The sequence below is a fragment of the Jiangella endophytica genome (assembly GCF_003427025.1).
GTDB lineage: Bacteria > Actinomycetota > Actinomycetes > Jiangellales > Jiangellaceae > Jiangella > Jiangella endophytica.
In genome coordinates this window covers 215467-235620 of the sequence record NZ_QVAI01000004.1, presented here as the reverse complement: position 1 = coordinate 235620, position 20154 = coordinate 215467, and the positions used below count along the sequence as shown (strand labels likewise).

Sequence of the window (20154 nt, the reverse complement as noted above, 5' to 3'; positions counted from 1 at the left end):
AAGATCATCTCCTGTCGGGGCGGCGGTGTCGCGTCACGTGGCGGGGACCGGCGTGGACGTCGCGTATTGCGGACGCCCGGCCGGCCGGTAGACCTGCAGGGTGATGCCGCTCGCGAAGGCGCGGAAATCGACCAGGCCGAGGGCGGTGTCCGGGCCGTCGTCGGGGAACAGCCGCGTGCCCTGGCCGACGACCACCGGGTAACCGAGCAGGGTGATCTCGTCGACCAACTGGTGGTCGAGCAGCCAGCGGACCAACGTGCCACTGCCGTGCACCTGCAGTTCCCCTCCCGGCCTGGCCTTCAGCTCCCGGACGGCCGCCGCGACGTCGCCGGAGAGGACGGTGGACTCGGCCCACTTCGGGTCGGTGAGCGTGGACGACACCACGTACTTGGGCCGTGCGTTCAGGGCACGTCCGATCGGGGCGTTCGCCATGTCCTCGATGGTGCCCCAGGAGGCGGCGAAGATCTCGAACGTCCGCCGGCCGAACAGGAACGCGTCGGCTCGCTGGTAGACCTGGCTGAGGTACGCCGAGGCCTCGTCGTCGAACAACGGCAGGGCCCAGCCGCCGCGCTCGAAGCCGCCCCTGCGGTCCTCCTCGGACCCGCCGAGCCCCTGCATCACTCCGTCGACCGAGACATTGGTGACAGTCGTCAGCTTCATGATCACGATTCCTCTCCTCGGGGCGCCTCCCATGGGCGGCCGCTCACCCCTTCCACGAACGGCCGTGCCCCGTTCCGACACCGTCGTTCGACGACCTTCTGGAGCCCTGCCAGAAATCTCGACCGGGGAGATTGCCACCGTGCCGAACGTGTGTTCGAATGAATGGGTGCGTTGGGAAGGTCAGGAGCTCGCGGTCGCCGACGGCGCGGCGCTGCCCGGGTTGCAGCGGCTGTCCGGTCTGGTCCGCAGCGTGCGCACGCCTGAGTTCGAGGGCATCACGTTCCACGAGGTCACGTCCAAGTCGGCGCTGAACAAGGTGCCGGCGGCGGCGCAGGTGCCGTTCCGGTGGACGGTGAACCCGTACCGCGGCTGCAGCCACGCGTGCACCTACTGCCTGTCCGGGTACGCGCCCATCAGCATGGCCGACGGCTCCACCGTCCCGCTGGCGCGGGTGCGGCCGGGCGACGCCGTGCTCGGCACCCGGCGCGAAGGGCTGAGCCGCCGGCTGGTGCGTACCCAGGTGCTCGACCACTGGCGCACCTCGAAGCCGGCCTACCGCGTCGAGCTCGACGGCGGCACGTCCATCGTGGCCGGCGGCGACCACCGGTTCCTCACCCCCGACGGTTGGAAGCACGTGGCGGCGGCCGCCGAGGGTGAGCCGCCGCGGCCGCACCTGACCGTCCGCGACCGCCTGACGGGGCTGCGCCGCGGCGTGGTCGGCGCGGCCGTGCGGTCCGACGACGCGCTGGCGGTCAGCTACGTCCGGCCGATGGACGTCGAGCTGCCGATGTTCGACCTCACCACCGGCACCGGCGACTTCATCGCGCACGGCGTCGTCAGCCACAACTGCTTCGCCCGCAACACCCACACCTACCTCGACCTCGACGCCGGCGACGACTTCGACCGGCAGGTCATCGTCAAGGTCAACGTCGCCGACGTGCTCCGCCGCGAGGTGGCCCGGCACACGTGGCGGCGCGAGCACGTCGCCATGGGCACCAACACCGACCCCTACCAGCGCGCCGAGGGCCGGTACCGGCTGATGCCGGGCGTCATCGAGGCGCTGGCCGGGTCCGGCACGCCGTTCAGCATTCTCACCAAGGGCACGCTGCTGCGCCGCGACCTCCCGCTGCTGCGGCGTGCCGCCGAGGACGTCCAGGTCGGCATCGGCGTGTCGCTGGCCCTGCTCGACGAACGACTGCATCGGTCGGTCGAGCCCGGCACGCCGACGCCGAAGGCACGGCTCGACCTCATCCGCGCGGTCCGCGAGGCGGGCCTGCCGTGCACCGTCCTGCTGGCACCGATCCTGCCCGGCCTGACCGACTCCGAGGAGCACCTGTCCGCGTTGGTCGCGGCCGTCGCCGAGGCAGGCGCGACGGGCATCAGCTACATCCCGCTGCACCTGCGCCCGGGTGCGCGGGAGTGGTATCTCGGCTGGCTGGAGTCCACCCGGCCCGACCTCCTGCCGCTGTACCGGCGCCTGTACCACCGCGGTTCCTACTCCGACCAGCGCTATCGCGACTGGCTGCGCGCCCGGGTCGAGCCGCACCTGCGCCGGCACCGCCTCCGCGACGACGACGAGGAGCTGCTCGACGACCGCCGGCGGCCACTGCACGGCAAGCGCTGGGGGCCGCGGCTCGCCCCTGAGCCGCCACCGTCCGAGCCCGGCCAGGACTCCCTGTTCTGACGCCGCCCCGCGCCGCCACGACCGCCCACGTCCGTCCGCCCACGTTGATCTTGGAGTTCTTCGGCAATGCCGTCCGCAATGTCCGAAAGATGGCCGAACAACTCCAAGATCAACGTCGTGAGGGGAATCGCCTCGCCGTTGGCGCAGCGGGTTACGTAGGATCGCTGGCGAGCTGTTGTGTACCCAACAGCTCGCCAGCGCCGCAAACACACCCGAGAGGAACACCCGTGCTCCGCACCCATGAGGCCGGCACACTGCGTGCCGGCCACGCCGGCCAGACCGTCACCCTCACCGGCTGGGTGGCCCGCCGTCGCGATCATGGGGGAGTGGCGTTCCTGGATCTGCGCGACGCGTCCGGGGTGGCGCAGGTGGTGGTGCGCGACGAGGCCGTGGCGAGCGGGCTGCGCAACGAGTTCTGCATCAAGGTCACCGGGCAGGTCGGCCGGCGCCCCGAGGGGAACGAGAACCCGAACCTGCCGACCGGCGAGATCGAGGTCGTCGCCGAGACCGTCGAGGTGCTGAGCGAGGCCGAGCCGCTGCCGTTCCAGATCGACGACCCCAGTTCAAGCGCTGCCGTCGGCGAAGAAGTGAGGTTGAAGTACCGCTACCTCGACCTGCGCCGGTCCGGCCCGGCCGCCGCGATCCGGCTGCGCAGCGCGGTGAACAAGGCCGCCCGCGACGTCCTGCTGGCCGAAGACTTCGTCGAGGTCGAGACGCCGACGCTGACCCGCTCGACGCCCGAGGGGGCACGCGACTTCCTGGTCCCGGCCCGGCTGCGGCCGGGGTCCTGGTACGCGCTGCCGCAGTCGCCGCAGCTGTTCAAGCAGCTGCTCATGGTCGCCGGGCTGGAGCGCTACTTCCAGATCGCCCGCTGCTATCGCGACGAGGACTTCCGCGCCGACCGCCAGCCCGAGTTCACCCAGCTCGACATCGAGATGAGCTTCGTCGAGCAGGACGACGTCATCGCGCTGGCCGAGAAGGTGCTGAGGGCGCTGTGGGCGCTGGTCGGCCACGAGATCAGCACCCCGATCCCGCGCATGACCTACCGCGACGCCATGGACCGCTTCGGTTCGGACAAGCCGGACCTGCGGTTCGGCCAGGAGCTCACCGAGGTCACCGAGCACTTCGCCGACACCGACTTCCGGGTGTTCCAGGCGCCGTACGTCGGCGCCGTCGTGCATCCGGGCGGCGCGTCGCAGACCCGCAAGGAGCTCGACGGCTGGCAGGACTGGGCCAAGGCGCGCGGCGCCCGCGGCCTGGCGTACGTGCTGGTGGGTGCCGACGGCGAGCTGTCCGGCCCGGTCGCCAAGAACCTGTCCGAGGACGAGAAGGCCGGCCTGCCGAAGCTGGTCGGGGCCGTGCCCGGCGACGCGATCTTCTTCGGCGCGGGCCCCCGGCGGTTCTCGCAGAACCTGCTCGGGGCGGCCCGGCTCGAGATCGGCCGGCGCGCCGGGCTGATCGACGAGGACGCTTGGGCGTTCACCTGGGTGGTCGACTCGCCGCTGTTCGAGCCGGTCGACGAGACCGACGACGTCGCCGTGGGCGGCGGCGCCTGGACCGCCGTGCACCACGCCTTCACGTCGCCGAAGCCGGAGTCGGCCGACACCTTCGACGCCGACCCGGGCAGCGCGCTGGCCTATGCCTACGACATCGTCTGCAACGGCAACGAGATCGGCGGCGGGTCCATCCGTATCCACCGCCGCGACGTGCAGGAGCGGGTCTTCCGGGTCATGGGCCTGAGCCAGGAGGAGGCGCAGGAGAAGTTCGGTTTCCTGCTCGACGCGTTCAAGTACGGCGCCCCGCCGCACGGCGGCATCGCCTTCGGGTGGGACCGCATCACCGCGCTGCTGGCGGGCGCCGACTCCATCCGCGAGGTCATCGCGTTCCCGAAGACCGGCGGCGGCTACGACCCCCTGACCGCGGCTCCGGCGCCCATCACGGCGCAGCAGCGCAAGGAAGCGGGCATCGACGCCGCCCCGGAGCAGCCGCAGAGCTGACGCACCGACGGGACCGGCGGCGTCGCCGCCGGTCCCGCCCGGGCGCTGCTGCTCGTCGGACTCAGCCGAGGAGCGGGCGGATCGCGATGCTGATCAGGTCGCGCCCCTTCAACGCGTAGAGGGCGCGACCGTCGGGTGCGATGGTGAGCCGGGAACCGCCGCCGAACCAGTCGCTCGCGAGGCCGTCGACGATCTTCTTCGCCGTGAAGGGGACGAGGTCGATCCGGTAGACGGCGTTCACGTCGCTGGTGTAGGCGGTGAGCCCGGCGATCAGCAGGTCGCCGCCCCGCTCGCTGACCTTCAGCGTCCGGGTGATCTTGCGCTTCACCAGGCTGTACTCGAACAGCACGCCGGTGTTGGTGATGCCGTACACGGCCAGCGGGGTGTGCGCCAGGTCCATGATGGCGCCGATGCCCGGCAGCGCCTCCAGTTCCCACGTCACTTTCCTGGTCCGCAGGTCGAAGGCGGCCAGCTTGGCGGTGGGGGTGACGGGCGGCGCACCGAGGCCCTCCTGCGTGCTGGTGCCCAGGAAGAGCGTTCCGGCGACGGCGGTCAGCGAGAACACCGTCTGCCGCTCGATGATCGGGCGGTAGGTGTCCAGCTCGCCGGTCCTGGGGTCGTACAGGTCCAGCGCGCCGTTGGGGTGGCCGGGCTCGGGCTGGGTGGACATGGCGATCAGGCCGGTGGCGCGGTCGTAGGCCAGGTCCTTGGGCCGGTCCTGATGGTGGCCGGTGCGGAACAGCAGCTCGGCCTCCGCGTCGCCGGCCCGGTGGGAGTAGAGCGCGGCCTGGGTGTAGATGCCGAGGTACGTGATGCCGCCGACGGTGATGGCCGTCTTGGGCTCACCCGCGATGGGCAGCCGGGTGACCTCGCCCGTGGCCAGGTCGTGCAGGTCGGCTCCGCTCTTGCCGCCGACGTAGACGACCTGGCCGTCGGAGTGCACCGACATCGGCGCCTCGGCGGCGGCGCGGAAGCCGCGCTGGACGTGGCTGACGTAGTCCATCGAGCCCGTGGCCGGGTCGTAGACGAAGATGCCGGGGTCCTGCAGGCCGTAGATCCGCCCGCCGTGCTCCAGGAGCCGCACCGTCTGCGCCTCCGGGAACGGCACGCCCAGCACCTCCAGGTCCCCGCCGTCCACCGGCACGCGGTAGACCGTCCCGGTGGGGCGTCCGGCGAAGTAGACCCAGCCGTCGTGGATGAGGACGGCGACGGTGTACTTCTCGCCCGCGGCGCTCGCCTTGACGATCCGGTACCTGCTGGGGTCGGCCTTGTCCAGGACGACGAGCTCGGCGGTGGAGTTGAGCCCTCCGGCGATGTGGGTGGCGCTGATGTGCATGCTCGAGACCCAGTCGCGGTCCAGGAGCTCGGCGGGTAGCAGCTCGCGCTTCTGGCCGGTCTGCCGGTGGATGGCGATGAGGTGGGCATTGGCCCCGATGCCGGCGTAGACGTAGGTGTCGTCGGCCTGGATGCTGCGCACGTAGGCCTCGCCGGGCGCGGGCTGACCCAGGTCGCGGCTGGCGCCGGTGGCCGGGTCGTACTCGACCACGCGTCCCGGCTCGGACATCCCCATGTAGATCTTGCCGTCGGGCGAGGCGGCCATGGTCCAGATGAAGTGGTCGGGGTACTCGGCGAGCTTGCTCACTTCGCCGCTGACCGAGTCGATCCGGTAGAGGTCGGAACGCGAGTGGGTGCCGACGTAGACGTCGGTGCCGACCTTGCACATCGCCCAGATGCCGATGCCCGTCGTGATCTCGAAGTGCTCGGCGATGCTGTCGGTGCCCAGGTCCCAGGCGCCGACGACGTTGGGGGCCAGGCCGCGCGAGCCCATGTAGAGGACGTCGCCGACGAACTCGCCGTTGCCCAGAGGGCTGGCCACGCTGGCCGGGCCGAGGTTGGTGACGGTGCCCTCGGCCGGGCGGGTGGCGCCCGAGGCAGGCAGGGAGGAGACGGCTGGAAGGGTGACGGCCGCGCCCGTCGCGGCGGCGGCCTGGAGGAAGCGTCGGCGGGGAATCATGCGCGGATGGTATTCCGGCCTGGACCGTAATGTCTATGGTCGGACGCGCACCGTGTCGGATCCGGACGGCGTCCAGACGTCTAGGAGGTAGAGAACCTGCCTCGAGACATGGGAGGAACCAGATGACCGCGCCACCCACCCTCGCCCCGCGGGCGCTGGCCGAACGCCGCGAGGTCGCCCGGCATCGGCTGTCCACGCACCAACGGCTCTGGCTCGCCACCGGGAGCGACGGTCACGGCGCGCACCTGATCCCGGTGAGCTTCGTCCTGGCCGGCGAGTACGTCGCGATGGCCACCTTCGAACGCAGCCGGACGATGGCCAATCTCCGGGCTCGTCCGCGGGCCAGGCTGGCCATCGGCGATACCGACGACGTCGTCGCCATCGACGGCGACGTGTCGATCGTCGAGGTGGCGGATGTCGACGCCACGGTCGCCGATCGGTACGCGCAGGTCTCGCACGATCCGCGGCGGATACCCGGCTTCCTGTACCTGTACCTCCGGCCGGACCGCATCCAGGTCTGGAACGGCTTCCACGAGTACGGCGGACGCACCGTCATGCTCGACGGCTCCTGGCTGGACGAGCCCGTCGACTGACCGACGGCCCGGCCGCGGGGTTTAATCGCTTGCCTCGCGGCCGGGCGGTTTGGCATCATCGACAGCGATGTGATCTGACGCGTGACTCCGCCCGTGCCCGAGGTGTCTCCACCCGGCGGGCTCCCAGCAACCTCGTCGAGGTCGTCACGTGTCTTTGCTCTCCGTTCGCGCTCTTTCCATCGCCTACGCCGGCCGCCGGGTCCTCGACGGGGTCAGCTACGACGCCTCCGCGGGGGAGCGGCTGGGCATCGTCGGCGAGAACGGCGTCGGCAAGTCGACGCTGCTGCGGCTCTCCGCCGGGGTGGAGCGGCCCGACTCGGGCACCGTCGAACGGCACGGGACGCTCGGCTACCTCACCCAGGAGCCCGACCTGCCGGCCGGTGGCACCGTCGACGGCGCGATCGATGCCGCGCTGGCCGAGTTCCGCGTCCTCGAGCAGCGCATGCGCGCCGCCGAGGCGACGCTGGCCGACGGCGACCAGTCCGTGCTGGACGAGTACGGCGACCTGCTCGCCGAGTTCGAGCACCGCGACGGCTGGTCCGCCGACGCCAGGGCGGCCCGCGCGCTGGCCGGACTGGGCCTGGCCGACGTCGCCGGCGACCGGACGCTCGAGACGTTGTCCGGAGGGCAGCGGTCCCGGCTGGCGCTGGCGCTCGCGCTGGTCCGGGCGCCGGACCTGTTGCTGCTGGACGAGCCGACCAACCACCTCGACGACGACGCGATCAGCTTTCTGGAGGACGCCCTGCGCGCCTACCGCGGCGCCGTGGTCACCGTCTCGCACGACCGCGCGTTCCTCGACGGCGTCGCGACGTCCATCCTGGACCTCGACCCGGTGCTGACGGTCGACCGCGACGGCACGCCGCACGTCGGACCGGCACGCTACACCGGCGCCTACACCGACTACCTGGCCGGCAAGGCGGCCGCCCGGGCGCGGTGGCAGCAGGCGTACGTCACGTGGTCCGACGAGGTCGACCTCGCCCGGGCGGTCGTCAAGCAGGACGCCCGCCGGGTCGGGCACGAGGGCCGCGGCCGCCGCGACAACGACAAGTTCGTGCCGCACTTCCTCAGCCAGAAGGTCGACGCCGCGGTGTCGCGGCGGGTCCGCGACGCCGAGAACCGGCTGCGCCGGCTCGAGGAGCTGCGCATCCCGAAGCCGCCGCGACTGCTGACCTTCGACGGCGCGCTGGGCGCCGACGTGCCCGACGGCGTGCTGATCGCGGTCCGCGACGTCAAGGTGCCCGGCCGCATCGCCGCCCGCGCCCTGGACGTCACGCGCGACACCCGGCTGATGATCACCGGCCGCAACGGCTCGGGCAAGTCGTCGTTGCTCTCGGTCCTGGCCGGGGCGCTGGAGCCGGAGACCGGCGACGTGCTGCGCTCGCGCCGGCTGCGCATCGGCTGGCTGCCCCAGACCGGCAGCTTCCCCGACCCGTCCCTGACGGCGGTGCAGGCGTTCGCGGCCGGCCGCCCCGGTCCGGCCGACGAGTACCAGGCCGAGCTGGCCGGTCTCGGCCTGCTGCCCGGCCCGGCGCTCGCGACCTCGGTCGGCGCGCTGTCGGTCGGCCAGCAGCGGCGGCTCGCGCTGGCCCGGCTGCTGGTGACGCGCCCGCAGGTGCTGCTGCTCGACGAGCCGACGAACCACCTGTCGCTCGGTCTGGTGGAGGAGCTGGAGGCCGCGGTCGACGGTGCCGGGCTGGCGGTCGTGGTGGTGACGCACGACCGGTGGGCGCGGCACCGCTGGCAGGGCGAACGCGCCGAGGTCGTCGACGGCGAGCTGCTGGTCTAAATCATTGGTGTCCGGCCGGCCGGACCCGTTACGGTGGAGTTGTGGGAATGACAAAGAACAGCGCTGTGGCGTACTGGCGTCCCCGCCAGGCCGTCACGGCGTAGTCCTGCGTCGCCCCGGCTGACCGCGATCTGAAGCGGTCCGGGCCGGCGGCACGGGAGCACGCCGCAGCCGCGTCCGCCCCTCGGTGATCATGCCCGAGGCGCACAGCGCGGCTCTTCGACGTCCGCGTCCTCCCGTGATCCCGATTGGTCGTGATGACCCATGCCACGGCATGCCCGCACCCAGAACTCCGGCCGCCCGAACCGAGCCGGCCGCCCGAACGGCCAGAAGCGCGCCGCCTCGAAAGCCACCATTCCGCCGGCGAACCATGCCGGCATCCACCTGCTCCGCGACCCGTCCGTCAGCGCCCGGATGGTCCGCTCGTCCGGCGCCGGGCCGGGTGACCTGGTCATGGAGCTCGGCGCCGGGCTGGGTGCGCTGACGGCGACGCTGGCCGCCACCGGCGCGCGCGTCATCGCCGTCGAGCGCGACCCGCGGTTCGTCGCGAAGCTCGAGCGGCGCTTCGCCGGCGACGACGGCGTGCGGGTGGTCGAGGCCGACGCGCGCACGGTGATGCTGCCGCACCGGCCGTACGCTGTGGTCGCGAACATCCCGTACGCGATCTCGACGGCGCTGCTGCGCCGCCTGCTGGACCCGGACACGACCTCGATCAGGAGCGCGGATCTGCTGGTCGAGTGGGGGTTCGCCAAACGCATGACCGACGACCGCCCGCGCGATCTGGAGGTCGCCTGGTGGCAGGCACGGTTCGAGCTGAGCGTCGCCGGACGGGTCCGGCCCGGCAGCTTCCGGCCGGCGCCGTCGGTCGACTCGGCGCACCTGGTGGTCCGCAGGCGCACGGACGTGTCGGGGCCGCAGGCCCGGCTGGCCCGGAAGCTCCTGCGCGACGCCTACCGTGCACCGCGGCGGGCCGCGCGCGACGTCCTCGGGGCGCACGTGCCGATGAAGCGCGCCCACAGGCTGCTGACGTCGACGGGCATCGACCCGCCGGCGGCCGCCGGGACCGTCCCGACGGCCGTCTGGCTGGACCTGGCTCGCAGTCTCAGCGCCGGTGGCGCGGATGCAGGTCGAAGCGCGCCAGCTCCCGGCCCGCGACGCCCCAGGCGCCCCAGCCCCGCTCGAACTCCAGCTGAGGAACGGTGAACCAGCTGGCGACCAGCGGCCCGGCCAGCTGCTCCGCGTCGTGGTCGGGCCGCAGCCGGTAGAGGTAGTCGCCGAAGTTGGTCGCCGCGAAGACCTGGCCGTGGTGGACGACGATCTCGCCGTAGCCGCTGATCTTGCCCTGCCGTACGACGGAGCGGGTGGCGAGATCCATCGCGAACCAGGTGCCGCTCAGGCGCTTGTACACGCCGTAGAGGTACCCGTCGTGGACGTCGACGTGCTGAAGGCTGGCCTGCCCGGCGATCGGCTCGGTCCGCCACAGCACCGTCCGGGACTCCAGGTCGAACGCGGCCACCTGCGCGGCCGGCTGCGTCGGGGTGGCGCCGCCGCCGCCCCAGGTGTCGCCGGCCAGGTACGCGATGCCGTCGTGCAGAGCGACGGACATGACGCTCTGGTCCGGCAGCACGCCGACGTAGGACTCCATCGCGCCGGTCTCGAGGTCCAGCACGGTCAGGGCGCCGTTCAGCCGGCCGGTGCCCGCCGCCGACGCCACCAGCAGCAGGCCGCGCTCGGCGTCGAGCGCCAGCTCCCACGGCCGCTGCTGGTCGTTCCCGAGCACGCCCAGTGACGTGACGGTGTCGGTCGCCGGGTCGATGCTGATCAGCTCGCCGCTCGGATAGATGGCGCCCAGCACCAGGCCCTCATGCGGCAGCAGCGCCTTGATCTCGCCGTTCACCCGGATCCGGCGCGGCTCGACGCCGGCCCACGGCTGGTGCACGGTGACGTAGAAGTGCCCGCCGATGTACACGGCGTTGCGGTCGTAGCTGAGGTACTGGACGAGGTCGGGCCCGGCCACGTCGGTCTCGGTGAGGTCGAACGTCTCGGTCTCGCCGGTGGCCAGGTCGTGGAACCACAGCACCCCGCTGCCACCGGCGCCCAGCAGCACCGACCCGTCGCGCTGCCAGAGGCCGCGGGTCTCGTCGCCGGCGTTGGCGACGCCCACCGGTTCCAGCGCGTCGCCCACCCGCCGGAACACCGCGCCGGTGCGGCGCGCGACGCCCAGCAGCTCACCCGACGGGGTCAGGGTCAGCCCGTCGATCATGGTCGAGGGTTCGGGCGGGGCCACGATCGTGTAGTCGGAGCCGTCGGGCGCGAGGTCGAGCACCTGGCCTCCGGTCGAGACGAGCACCCGCTCGCCGGTGGCGATGATCGCGTCGACCGAGCCGGCCCGCTCCAGCTCCGCCGGGTAGAGGTCGCGCATCGCCCCGGTGGCGCGGTCGACGGCGATGACGTGCCGCAGCGGCGTCGTCCCCACGTACACCGTCGTGTCGTCGGCGGCGACGACCCGGGCGAACTGCGTGTCGGTGGCGACCCGGCCGAGGTTGCGCAGCGCGCCGGTGTCCGGCCGGTACTCCCACAGCTCACAGCGCGGCGACGTGCCGGCGTAGACGGTGCCGTCGGGCGCCGTCGTCAGGCACCAGACGAAGCCGCCGGACGGCCCGATCGTGCCGAGCAGTTCGACCTCGCCACTGACCGGGTCGTAGCGGTACAGGTCCGGGGTCGGGTACGTGCCCGCGTAGACCTGCCCGCCGGAGATGGTGCACGCCCAGCCGCCGTCGCCGCGGTCGAGCCGGTCGATGCGGGTCACGGTCCGGCCGGCCAGGTCGACGGTGACGACCTTGGGCGGGGTCTGGCCGCGGGTCACGACGTAGCCGGTGTCGCCTTCGACCGCCATGCCCACGATGGCCGCCGTCACGGCCGCGGGCCCGAACAGCTCGGGCGGCGGCGAGCCGGCCGCGGCGGCCACCCCGGTGAGGCCCGGCACGGCGGGCAGCGCACCCGCGGCCGCGACCGCGGAGAGGAAGGTACGACGGCTGAGCTCGGTCATCGGGAGCCTCGTTCCGGAGCGGTGACGGTGACGGTCTCGGACACCTCGACGCCGTCGCCCGGCAGGGACGGGTGCGCGACACCGGTGATCTCGGCGGTGACGGATGCGGCGTCGGCGACCGTGCGGCGCAGCACGCAGCCGCCGTCGTCGCCGGTGACGCAGGAGGACGGGGTCGCCGGGCGGTCGCCGCCCGGCCAGCCCGCGGTGACGCGGGCGCCGGCGATCGGCGACCCGTCGGCGCCGCGAACGGTGACCGTGACCGACGCCCGCCACACCCGGGACCGGTCCGGGTCACCCACCCAGGCCGCCGAGGACGCCGTCGACACGTCGGCGAAGAGCTCGCCGGGGACGTCGAGACGCACGAGGGTGCGGCCCTGGACGGCGAACAGCGCCGACCCGTCCGGCGTCGCGGTGACCGAGGCCGGGCCGTACCACTCGCCGGCGAGGCCGGTGTAGACGGTCGAGACGACCGGCGCGCCCGGTTCGGGCCAGGTCAGGCGGAGGATCGACGTCCCGTCGGTCGTGTAGACCCCGGTGGCCGACGGCGTCAGGATCGACGCCCGAACGCCCAGCGCGTGCTGCCAGCGCACCGTCCCGGTGGCGGGGTCGAGCCCGAACAGCAGTCCGGTCGACGTGAGACCGACCAGCTCGGCGTCGAGGAGCTGGAGGTCCCCGACGACGGTGGCGCCACCGGGCGCCGGGATCGACCAGCGCACCGCGCCGGTTCCCACGTCGACGGCGGCCACCTCGGCCCGGGTCGCGATGGGGCTGGTGCCGAGGCCGGTCTTGATATCACTGCCGATGTAGGCGGTGTCGCCCTCGGCGGTGACGGCTGAGATCGTCTGGTCCTCGACGATGCCGCGGTAGACGTCGAGGCCGCCGCTCGCGGTGTCGTACACGGCCAGCGCACCACCGTAGCGGCCGTAGTCGGGCTCCGTGCCCACGTAGAGCCGGCCGGTGCCGTCGTCGAAGAAGGAGTCGCGCGGCCGGGTCTGCTCGTGTCCGATCTCCGCGAGCGGGAGCACCGGCCCGGCGGCGGAGGGCAGCTCGTAGATCAGTGCCCGGGTGTAGATCGACAGGTAGACGGTGTCGCCGGCCGGCCAGACCGACTTGGCCTCGCCGGGGACGAAGACCCGGTGACTGCCGCCATCGGCGATGTCGTGCACCTGGACGCCGCCGGACCCGGAGACGTAGACGTTCTCGGCGTCGGCGGCGAGAGCCATCGGGCCCTCCGGGCTCGGTGCGACGCCGGCCGCGTCGAGCGGCAGCCCGGTGACGCTGCCGTCGGCCGGGTCGTAGCCGTAGACCAGACCGTCGACCAGGCCCCAGAGCCGGTCGTCGTGGAAGGTCAGGCCGCTGGCCGCCTTCTCCGGCGCCGGCACCGCGAGCGGCTCCGCGGCGCCCGACCACAGGTCGTAGCCGTAAAGCGTCCCCGACGGGCGCGCGGCGAAGTACGCCCGGCCGGGCTCGCCGCCGGTCACCGCGACGACGAACGTCTCGGCCGGAGCCTGGACCAGCTCGTACCGCGACGGGTCGGCGGTGTCGACGACGAGCAGCTGGCCGCGCGGCGACACACCGCCCAGCAGGGCTCCGTCGTGCAGCGCCAGCGACGAGACGAAGGTGGCGCCGGCGAGATCCGGGGGAGTGAGGTCGGTGATCTCGTGGGTGGCTCGCTCGATGCGCAGGAGCGACGCGGCCGAGCCGATGCCGGCGTAGACGTACCGTTCGTCGGCCACCAGGGCGCGCACGTAGTCCTGGCCCGGCACGGTCACCCCCAGGTCGGTGACGACGCCGGTGGCCGGGTCGTAGGCGAAGATCCGCCCGCCGGACGACTCGTAGGTCCCGGCGTACACCACGCCGTCCGGTGCCACCGTCAGGGCGTAGACGACCGCGCCGGAACCGCCGGCGGTGAGGATCTCGTCGACCTCACCATTGAGGGTGTCGACGCGGTACAGCTTCGCCGGCGTGTAGGTGCCGACGTACACGTCCGTGCCGGACGGCGCGCTGACCCAGGCGCCCAGGCTGTCCGGCAGCGGGATCTGGCTGACCGCCTGGCCGGTGGCGGGGTCGAGCCCGATCAGCGCCGGCGGGTTGGCCTGCCGGGTCGAGAACCACAGGGTGTCGCCGATGAACTGGCCCGAGCCGGTCGGGGTGGCGACGCTGGCAGGGCCGAGGGGCTCTGCGGTCCAGGTCGCGTCCGCCGCCGCGGGTGGTGGCGCCTCCACCGGCTCGGCCGCGCTCGCGGCGGGCGCGAGGATCACGGCGATCACGAGCAGGAATGCGACGATCGGGGATCGGCGGAGCATCCGGCCTCCTCAGCCTCGGCGTGGCCGCAGCGTATTGGGCCGGTTATATTCGGTCAAGACCGTTATTCCCGCGCACATCCGGCCTGCGTGGGCCGGTTCGGCGTGCGATCCTCGCGGCGCCTTGACGGCTGGCCTGGTCAGCTATAGTTTCGGCCCAGGCCGGTATTTGCCGGCTCTTCGGCGAGGAGGTTTCCGGTGCGAGTTCGAGGTATGGCGGTCGGAGTGGCGGCGCTGTTGACCGTCGCCGCTTGCGGGGGTTCGGACGACGACACGGCCGGCGGCGGCTCGGCCGAGGTCACGGTGTGGATGTACCCGGTCATTCCGGACCAGGACGCCAGCATCGCGTTCTGGGACCAGGTCGAGGCGGACTTCGAGGCCGAGAACGAGGACATCGACCTGACCATCGAGCAGCAGCCGTGGGAGGGCAAGGACGAGAAGATCGCGACCGCGATCGCGTCGGGCCAGGGTCCGGACCTCGTGCTGCTCACTCCCGACCAGACGCTGCAATACCAGGTCAGCGGCGGGCTGAAGCCGCTCGACGGCGCGGTCGAGGACGACCGCGACGCGTACCTGCCGAGTGCCCTGGACGTCGTCACGTTCGAGGACGAGCTGTACGGCGTGCCGATCTACCACACCAGCACCACGACGGCCTACAACACGACTGTCCTCGAAGCGGCCGGCATCACCGAGCCGCCGGCCACGTGGGACGACGTGCTCGCCGCGGCTCCCGCGCTGGCGGCGAACGGGGTTTCGGTCCTGGACTACTCGGGCTCGCCGGAGACGACGCTGAACCTGACCTTCTACCCGTTGCTGTGGCAGGCCGGCGGCACCATCTTCACCGAGGACGGCTCCGACGTCGCCTTCGACGGACCCGAGGGCCTGGCGGCCCTGCAGTTCCTGCTCGACCTCCAGGCGGCCGGAGGGCTGCCCGCCGACGCGGCGACGAAGACCAACCTCGTCGACGGCGGGCCGCTGACCACGGGCGCGACGGCCATGACGTACGCCATCACGCTGCCCGACATCGAGATCATGCGCACCAGCCTCGGCGCCGAGAACGTGGCGGTGGGCGCGCCGCTGATCGGCGAGGAGCAGGTGAGCTTCGGCATTCCCGGCGTCCTGGCGCTGACCAGCATCACCGACGACGAGGACGCCGCGTACGAGGTGGCGTCGTACATCGCCGGCCCGGACGTCTCCGCGGCGCTGAACGCCGAGGCCGGCACCTTCCCGGCCCGCACCGACGTCGACGCGCCCACCGGCGACGACGCGCTGACGCCGCTCAGCGACGCGCTCCAGTACGCTCGCCCCGGCGAGGTGCAGCCGACCTCCCGTCAGGTCATGGCGGTGCTGTCGGCGCAGCTCCAGGCCGCGCTGCAGGGCTCGAAGTCGCCGGAGGACGCGCTCGCAGACGCCGCGGCGGAGGCGCGTGACCTGATCGCTCGTGGCGGCTGACGCCACACCGGCTGACGCCCGACGCCGGGCGAGGAGACCCGTATGACGCTGCAACGCACGGCCCCGCCGCGCCCGTCGTGGCGGGACCGCGTGCGCGACCCGGGCTGGGGACTGATCTTCGTCCTGCCCATGCTCGTGCTGTTCGTGATCTTCCGGTTCGTGCCGAGCCTCGGTGCGCTCGGGATGAGCTTCACCGACTATCGGCTCAGCGGCGACTTCTCGTTCGTCGGCGCGGAGAACTACCGCCGCCTGATCGAGGACGACCTGTTCTTCGACAGCCTGCGCGTCACGCTGCTCTACGCGCTGATGTACGTGCCGCTGACGCTGGTGGTGTCGCTCGGAACGGCGACGATGCTGCACCACGTGGTGCGCGGCCGCGGACTGTTCCGGGGTCTGTTGTTCCTGCCGTACGTCACGTCGTTCGTCATGGCCGGCATCATCTGGATCTGGATCTACGATTCGAACGGTCTGGCCAACGGCTTGCTGGAGCGCGTCGGCCTCGGGCCGGTGCCGTTCCTCACCGGCAACCAGGCGATGGTGCTGGGCTCGCTGGCGATCGTGTCGGTCTGGAAGAGCTTCGGGTACTCGATGCTGATCCTGCTCGCCGGCCTGAAGAACATCCCCGAGGACGTCATCGAGGCGGCGACGCTCGACGGCGCCGGTGCGTGGGCCAAGTTCCGCCGCATCACGCTGCCGCTGCTGCGTCCGGTGATCTTCTTCGTGCTGGTCATCGAGACGATCGTGGCGTTCCAGGTGTTCGACACGATCTACGTCATGACCGGCGGTGGGCCGGCCCGGGCGTCGTACGGGCTCGTCTACATGCTGTACGACCAGGGCTTCAAGTTCTTCGACTTCGGCTACGCCGCCACCATCGGCGTCATGCTGTTCCTCGTGGTCCTCGTGATCTCCCTGGTGCAGCGCTACGTCCTGGACCGGGAGAACACGTGACCACGCTCACCGCACCACCCGCTCCGGCGGCGACGAGTCCGGCCGGCACCGGGCGCCGTCGCCGCCGGAGGAGCGGGGCGAACCTCTGGCTGACCGTCCTGCTGATCCTGGCGTCGGTCTTCACCGTGGTGCCGTTCGTCGCGGTGATCGTGCTCGCGGTGACCCCGGAGGGCGCCCAGACGATCCCGCAGCGGCTGCCCGACGAGGTGACGCTGGACAACCTGTCCGCGGTCCTGTCGGCGTCGTCGTTCCTGCGCTGGACACTGAACTCGTTCATCTACTCGATCGTCTCGGTCGTCGTCATCCTGCTGACGGCCGCGATGGCGGGCTACGCGTTCGCGCGCAAGCGGTTCCCGGGCAGCAACGCGCTGATGTGGTCGTTCCTGGCGACGCTGATGGTGCCGGCCCAGGCCACCCTGATCCCGATGTTCGTGCTGGTCTCTCGCATGGAGGGGGTCAACACCTTCTGGGGGCTGATCGTCCCGACGCTGGCGAACTCGCAGGCGGTGTTCCTGATGCGGCAGTTCATCAAAGGGCTGCCCGACGACCTGTTCGACGCGGCGAAGATCGACGGCGCGGGGGAGTGGACGGTGTTCTGGCGGCTGGTGCTGCCACTCACCAAGCCGGTGCTGGCGACACTGGGCATCTTCGTGTTCCTCTGGCACTGGAACGACTTCCTGTGGCCGCTGGTCGTCGCACAGACCGACGACATGCGGACCTTGACGGTCGGGCTGTCGACACTGAACGCCGAGACCATCGCCCGGGCTCGGATCATGGCGTCTGCCGCGATCAGCGTGATCCCGTGCCTGGTCATCTTCGGGGTTCTGCAGCGGTACCTGGTGAACAGCATCGCGACCACCGGGTTGAAGGGCTGACCTGCCGGTGCGGATCTTCGACGCGCACCGGGTGCTCGGGCCGGTGCCGGGCGACCACGTGCCGTCCTCCGACATCGCTGGACTGCTCGCCGAGCTGGACCACCTCGGCGTCGACGGCGCCGCCGTCACGCCCAGCGACGAGCTGTACGGCGACCCGGCTCGTGCCCGGCACCGCGACGCCGGGCACGCGCGGCTGGTCACCGTCCCGGTGATCCTGCCCGCGGTGCCGGGTGCGGGCTGGCCCGACGGCCCTGGCGCGGTCGTCGACGCGGCACCGGCGCTGGTGCGGGCCTGCCCGGTGCGGCACCGGTTCGCGCTCACCGGCCCGGTGGCGCTGGGCTGGTGGCGGGAACTGGCCGCGGCGGGCATCCCGCTCGCGACGGACGCCGGCGAAGTCGGCCTGGACCGCGTCCGCGCCCTGGTCACGGCGGTGCCGGAGCTGCGGGTGCTGGTGCTCTCGCCGGGCTACCGGTGCCTGCGCGAGCTGGCCGAACTGCTCACCGTCCATCCGGGCGTCTACGTCGAGACCGGCACGCTCGCCGCGGCGGGCGGTGTCGAGTGGCTGGCCCGGCAGGCCGGGGCGCACCGGCTGGTGTTCGGAACCGGCGCGCCGGTCTGGGACGACGCCGGACCGCGGTTCCAGCTGGACCACCTGCGGCTGCCGGACGCCGACGTCGAGCTGATCGCGGCCGGGTCGTTCGCGGCCCTGCGGGCGGGGGAGACGCCATGACCCCGGTGATCGACGCGCACGGCCACCTGGGCGCGTGGGCGGACTTCTTCGTCCCGGAACCGGACGCGGACTGGCTGGTGGACGTCAACACCGAGATCGGCATCGACGCCGTCGGCGTGTCGCACCTGGTCGCCGTCGGGCGCGACCCCGCCACCGGCAACGAGTTGGCCCTCGCCGAGGCCGGACGACATCCCGGCCGGCTCGGCGTCTGGCTGGTCGCCGACCCGCACGACCCGGACGCCACGGCGCGGCTGCGGGATCAGCTGGACCGTCCGGGGGTCTGGGGCCTCAAGCTGCACCCGGACACGCACGAGTGCGCCGCCACCGACCCCCGGTACGAGCCGCTGCTCGAGCTGGCCGCCGCGGCCGGCGTCCCGGCGCTGGTCCACGGGCAGACGCGGTCGCCGTTCGCCGACCCTGGCGTCCTCGCCGAGCTGGCCCGCCGGCACCCGGCCGTCCCGGTATTCGCCGGGCACGCCGGGCTGTCGCCGGACGGCTTCCACCGCGCCGCCCGCCTGGCCGCCGAGCAGCCCGGCCTGTACCTGGAGATCTGTGGCTCCCGGCTCACCACCCGCTGGCTGGAGCGCATGGTCGCGATCGCCGGCGCCGACCGGGTGCTGTTCGGCACCGACGCCTGCTTCCTCGACCCGCGGCTGGGCCTGGGAAAGGTCCGGCTGGCCCGGCTGTCCGACACCGACCGCGCGCTGGTGCTGGGCGGCAACGCCGCCCGGCTGCTCGGCCGGCGACTCACCCTCGCCTCGCAGGAGACGCCATGACGACACTCGCGATCGACGGCGGCGCACCGGTCCGCCGCGCCCCCTGGCCGGCCTGGCCGCCGCCGGCGTCGGACGCGCAGCGCAAGCTGCTGGCCGAGGTGGTCGACAGCGGCCACTGGGGCGCGACGTCCGGCCCGCTGTGCGAGCGCCTGGCCGCCGACTTCGCCGAGCGGCACGGCGCGAAGCACGGCATCGTGCTGACCAACGGGACGCTGGCGCTGTTCGTCGCGCTGCGAGCCGCGGGCGTCCGGCCCGGTGACGAGGTGGTCGTGCCGGCCTACACGTTCGTCGCCTGCGCGACGGCGGTGCTGCTGCTGGGCGCGGTGCCGGTGGTGGCCGACGTCGACCCTGAGCACCTGCACCTGACGGCCGGGACCGTCCGGCCGGCGCTGAGCACGCGCACCCGCGCCGTCATGCCCGTCCACCTGGCCGGCAGCCCGGCCCCGCTGGACGACCTGCTGGCGCTGGCCGCGGAGCACGGCCTGGCCGTCGTCGAGGACAGCGCGCAGGCGCACGGCGCGTCGTACCGCGGCCGCCCCGTCGGGGCGCACGGCACGGCCGGCACGTTCAGCTTCCAGTCCAGCAAAGCGATGACCGCCGGCGAGGGCGGCCTGATCGTCACCGACGACGACGAGCTGGCCGCGCGAGTCTGGTCGGCCTGCAACGTCGGCCGGGTCCGTGGCGGCGCCTGGTACCACCACGCCGGCATCGGCTGGAACCTGCGCATGACGGAGCTGCAGGCGGCACTGCTGCTGCCCTGGCTGGACCGTCTGGACGACGAGGTCGCCGCCCGCGACGCGTTCGCCCGGCGGGTGATCGACGGCCTGGCCGCGGCGGACCGGCCGGTCGAGGTCGTGCCGCAACCGCCGGGTACCACGGCCGACTCCCGGCACCTGCTCATGCTGCGGGCGGCGCCGGGCGTCGACCGCGACTGGGTGGGCCGGGCGCTGGCCGCCGAGGGCGTCTCCGTCGACGACGGTTACCCGCCGCTGGGCGGCCTGGAGCCGCTGCGGGGACAGGTCCGCGCGCTGCCGGCGCCGGGAGCGGAGGCGGCCGCCGCGACGGTCTTCTGGCTGCGCCAGCCGCAATTGATGGCCGGCCCGGACGGCGCGGACGACGTCGTCACGGCCGTCCGCCGGGTGTTCGGCGACGATCGGGCCGTCCTCCGGCCCTGACGTACCGCGACACACCGGGACGAACCACCGGGGTGCCGTCCCTCAATGTGAGACTTCCGCTTGCGCTGCTCCGGGCGGTCTGGCTGATCATGGAACCAGCGTTGTCCCCACC

General features: G+C 72.6%; 15 protein-coding genes. 11 read left to right on the top strand and 4 right to left on the bottom strand.

The window, feature by feature from the left end:
• Positions 1-33: 33 nt before the first annotated feature.
• Positions 34-660: a dihydrofolate reductase family protein gene (locus tag DZA62_RS10515; RefSeq protein WP_116949091.1), complete on the bottom strand. Its 627-nt coding sequence runs from the start codon at positions 658-660 to the stop codon at positions 34-36.
• Between the two features lie 166 nt (positions 661-826).
• On the opposite strand from DZA62_RS10515, the gene DZA62_RS10510 reads away from it, so the two are divergent.
• Complete coding sequence (locus DZA62_RS10510) at positions 827-2344, top strand: Rv2578c family radical SAM protein (protein WP_198663620.1); 1518 nt, start codon at positions 827-829, stop codon at positions 2342-2344.
• A gap of 227 nt (positions 2345-2571) precedes the next feature.
• Complete coding sequence (gene aspS / locus DZA62_RS10505; protein ID WP_116948830.1) at positions 2572-4341, top strand: aspartate--tRNA ligase; 1770 nt, start codon at positions 2572-2574, stop codon at positions 4339-4341.
• Between the two features lie 61 nt (positions 4342-4402).
• Here aspS and DZA62_RS10500 read toward each other — a convergent pair whose 3' ends face one another.
• The gene (locus tag DZA62_RS10500) at positions 4403-6355 is read right to left on the bottom strand and encodes a ligand-binding sensor domain-containing protein (RefSeq protein WP_116948829.1); all 1953 of its coding nucleotides are present in this window, start codon (positions 6353-6355) and stop codon (positions 4403-4405) included.
• A 122-nt stretch (positions 6356-6477) separates the two neighbouring features.
• Between DZA62_RS10500 and DZA62_RS10495 the strand changes: the two genes are divergently transcribed.
• The 3 genes from DZA62_RS10495 (at position 6478) to DZA62_RS10485 (ending at position 9937) form a co-directional block, all read left to right on the top strand.
• Positions 6478-6948, top strand: coding sequence for a pyridoxamine 5'-phosphate oxidase family protein (locus DZA62_RS10495; RefSeq protein WP_116948828.1), 471 nt, complete (start codon positions 6478-6480; stop codon positions 6946-6948).
• A gap of 148 nt (positions 6949-7096) precedes the next feature.
• Entirely contained in the window at positions 7097-8734 is a 1638-nt protein-coding gene (locus DZA62_RS10490; protein ID WP_116948827.1) for an ABC-F family ATP-binding cassette domain-containing protein, read from the top strand.
• Between the two features lie 264 nt (positions 8735-8998).
• Positions 8999-9937 carry a ribosomal RNA small subunit methyltransferase A gene (locus DZA62_RS10485; protein WP_116948826.1) on the top strand — a complete coding sequence of 313 codons (939 nt, stop codon included), beginning with the start codon at positions 8999-9001 and terminating at the stop codon, positions 9935-9937.
• On the opposite strand, the gene DZA62_RS10480 is transcribed toward DZA62_RS10485, so the two are convergent.
• The gene (locus DZA62_RS10480) at positions 9837-11783 is read right to left on the bottom strand and encodes a PQQ-binding-like beta-propeller repeat protein (RefSeq protein ID WP_116948825.1); all 1947 of its coding nucleotides are present in this window, start codon (positions 11781-11783) and stop codon (positions 9837-9839) included. The two genes, DZA62_RS10485 and DZA62_RS10480, sit on opposite strands and share 101 nt — an antisense overlap.
• Positions 11780-14089: an outer membrane protein assembly factor BamB family protein gene (locus tag DZA62_RS10475; RefSeq protein ID WP_116948824.1), complete on the bottom strand. Its 2310-nt coding sequence runs from the start codon at positions 14087-14089 to the stop codon at positions 11780-11782. The genes DZA62_RS10480 and DZA62_RS10475 overlap by 4 nt, the downstream gene beginning before the upstream one ends.
• Positions 14090-14284: 195 nt before the next feature.
• Between DZA62_RS10475 and DZA62_RS10470 the strand changes: the two genes are divergently transcribed.
• From DZA62_RS10470 to DZA62_RS10445, 6 genes are read left to right on the top strand one after another with little or no spacing between them, the layout of a single operon-like run.
• Complete coding sequence (locus tag DZA62_RS10470; RefSeq protein WP_198663619.1) at positions 14285-15538, top strand: sugar ABC transporter substrate-binding protein; 1254 nt, start codon at positions 14285-14287, stop codon at positions 15536-15538.
• Between the two features lie 42 nt (positions 15539-15580).
• Complete coding sequence (locus DZA62_RS10465; RefSeq protein ID WP_116948822.1) at positions 15581-16486, top strand: carbohydrate ABC transporter permease; 906 nt, start codon at positions 15581-15583, stop codon at positions 16484-16486.
• Entirely contained in the window at positions 16483-17361 is an 879-nt protein-coding gene (locus tag DZA62_RS10460) for a carbohydrate ABC transporter permease (protein ID WP_198663618.1), read from the top strand. The genes DZA62_RS10465 and DZA62_RS10460 overlap by 4 nt, the downstream gene beginning before the upstream one ends.
• 7 nt (positions 17362-17368) lie before the next feature.
• The gene (locus DZA62_RS10455; RefSeq protein ID WP_116948821.1) at positions 17369-18091 is read left to right on the top strand and encodes an amidohydrolase family protein; all 723 of its coding nucleotides are present in this window, start codon (positions 17369-17371) and stop codon (positions 18089-18091) included.
• Positions 18088-18867: an amidohydrolase family protein gene (locus tag DZA62_RS10450; protein ID WP_116948820.1), complete on the top strand. Its 780-nt coding sequence runs from the start codon at positions 18088-18090 to the stop codon at positions 18865-18867. The genes DZA62_RS10455 and DZA62_RS10450 overlap by 4 nt, the downstream gene beginning before the upstream one ends.
• Positions 18864-20042, top strand: coding sequence for a DegT/DnrJ/EryC1/StrS family aminotransferase (locus DZA62_RS10445; RefSeq protein ID WP_116948819.1), 1179 nt, complete (start codon positions 18864-18866; stop codon positions 20040-20042). The genes DZA62_RS10450 and DZA62_RS10445 overlap by 4 nt, the downstream gene beginning before the upstream one ends.
• The last annotated feature ends 112 nt before the right edge of the window (positions 20043-20154 follow it).

Coding starts and splice junctions, on each gene's coding strand:
- DZA62_RS10465 (WP_116948822.1), top strand. CDS start 15,581: ATGACGCTGCAACGCACGGCCCCGCCGCGCCCGTCGTGGCGGGACCGC.
- DZA62_RS10480 (WP_116948825.1), bottom strand. CDS start 11,783: ATGACCGAGCTCAGCCGTCGTACCTTCCTCTCCGCGGTCGCGGCCGCG.
- DZA62_RS10475 (WP_116948824.1), bottom strand. CDS start 14,089: ATGCTCCGCCGATCCCCGATCGTCGCATTCCTGCTCGTGATCGCCGTG.
- DZA62_RS10445 (WP_116948819.1), top strand. CDS start 18,864: ATGACGACACTCGCGATCGACGGCGGCGCACCGGTCCGCCGCGCCCCC.
- DZA62_RS10495 (WP_116948828.1), top strand. CDS start 6,478: ATGACCGCGCCACCCACCCTCGCCCCGCGGGCGCTGGCCGAACGCCGC.
- DZA62_RS10500 (WP_116948829.1), bottom strand. CDS start 6,355: ATGATTCCCCGCCGACGCTTCCTCCAGGCCGCCGCCGCGACGGGCGCG.
- DZA62_RS10515 (WP_116949091.1), bottom strand. CDS start 660: ATGAAGCTGACGACTGTCACCAATGTCTCGGTCGACGGAGTGATGCAG.
- DZA62_RS10485 (WP_116948826.1), top strand. CDS start 8,999: ATGCCACGGCATGCCCGCACCCAGAACTCCGGCCGCCCGAACCGAGCC.
- DZA62_RS10450 (WP_116948820.1), top strand. CDS start 18,088: ATGACCCCGGTGATCGACGCGCACGGCCACCTGGGCGCGTGGGCGGAC.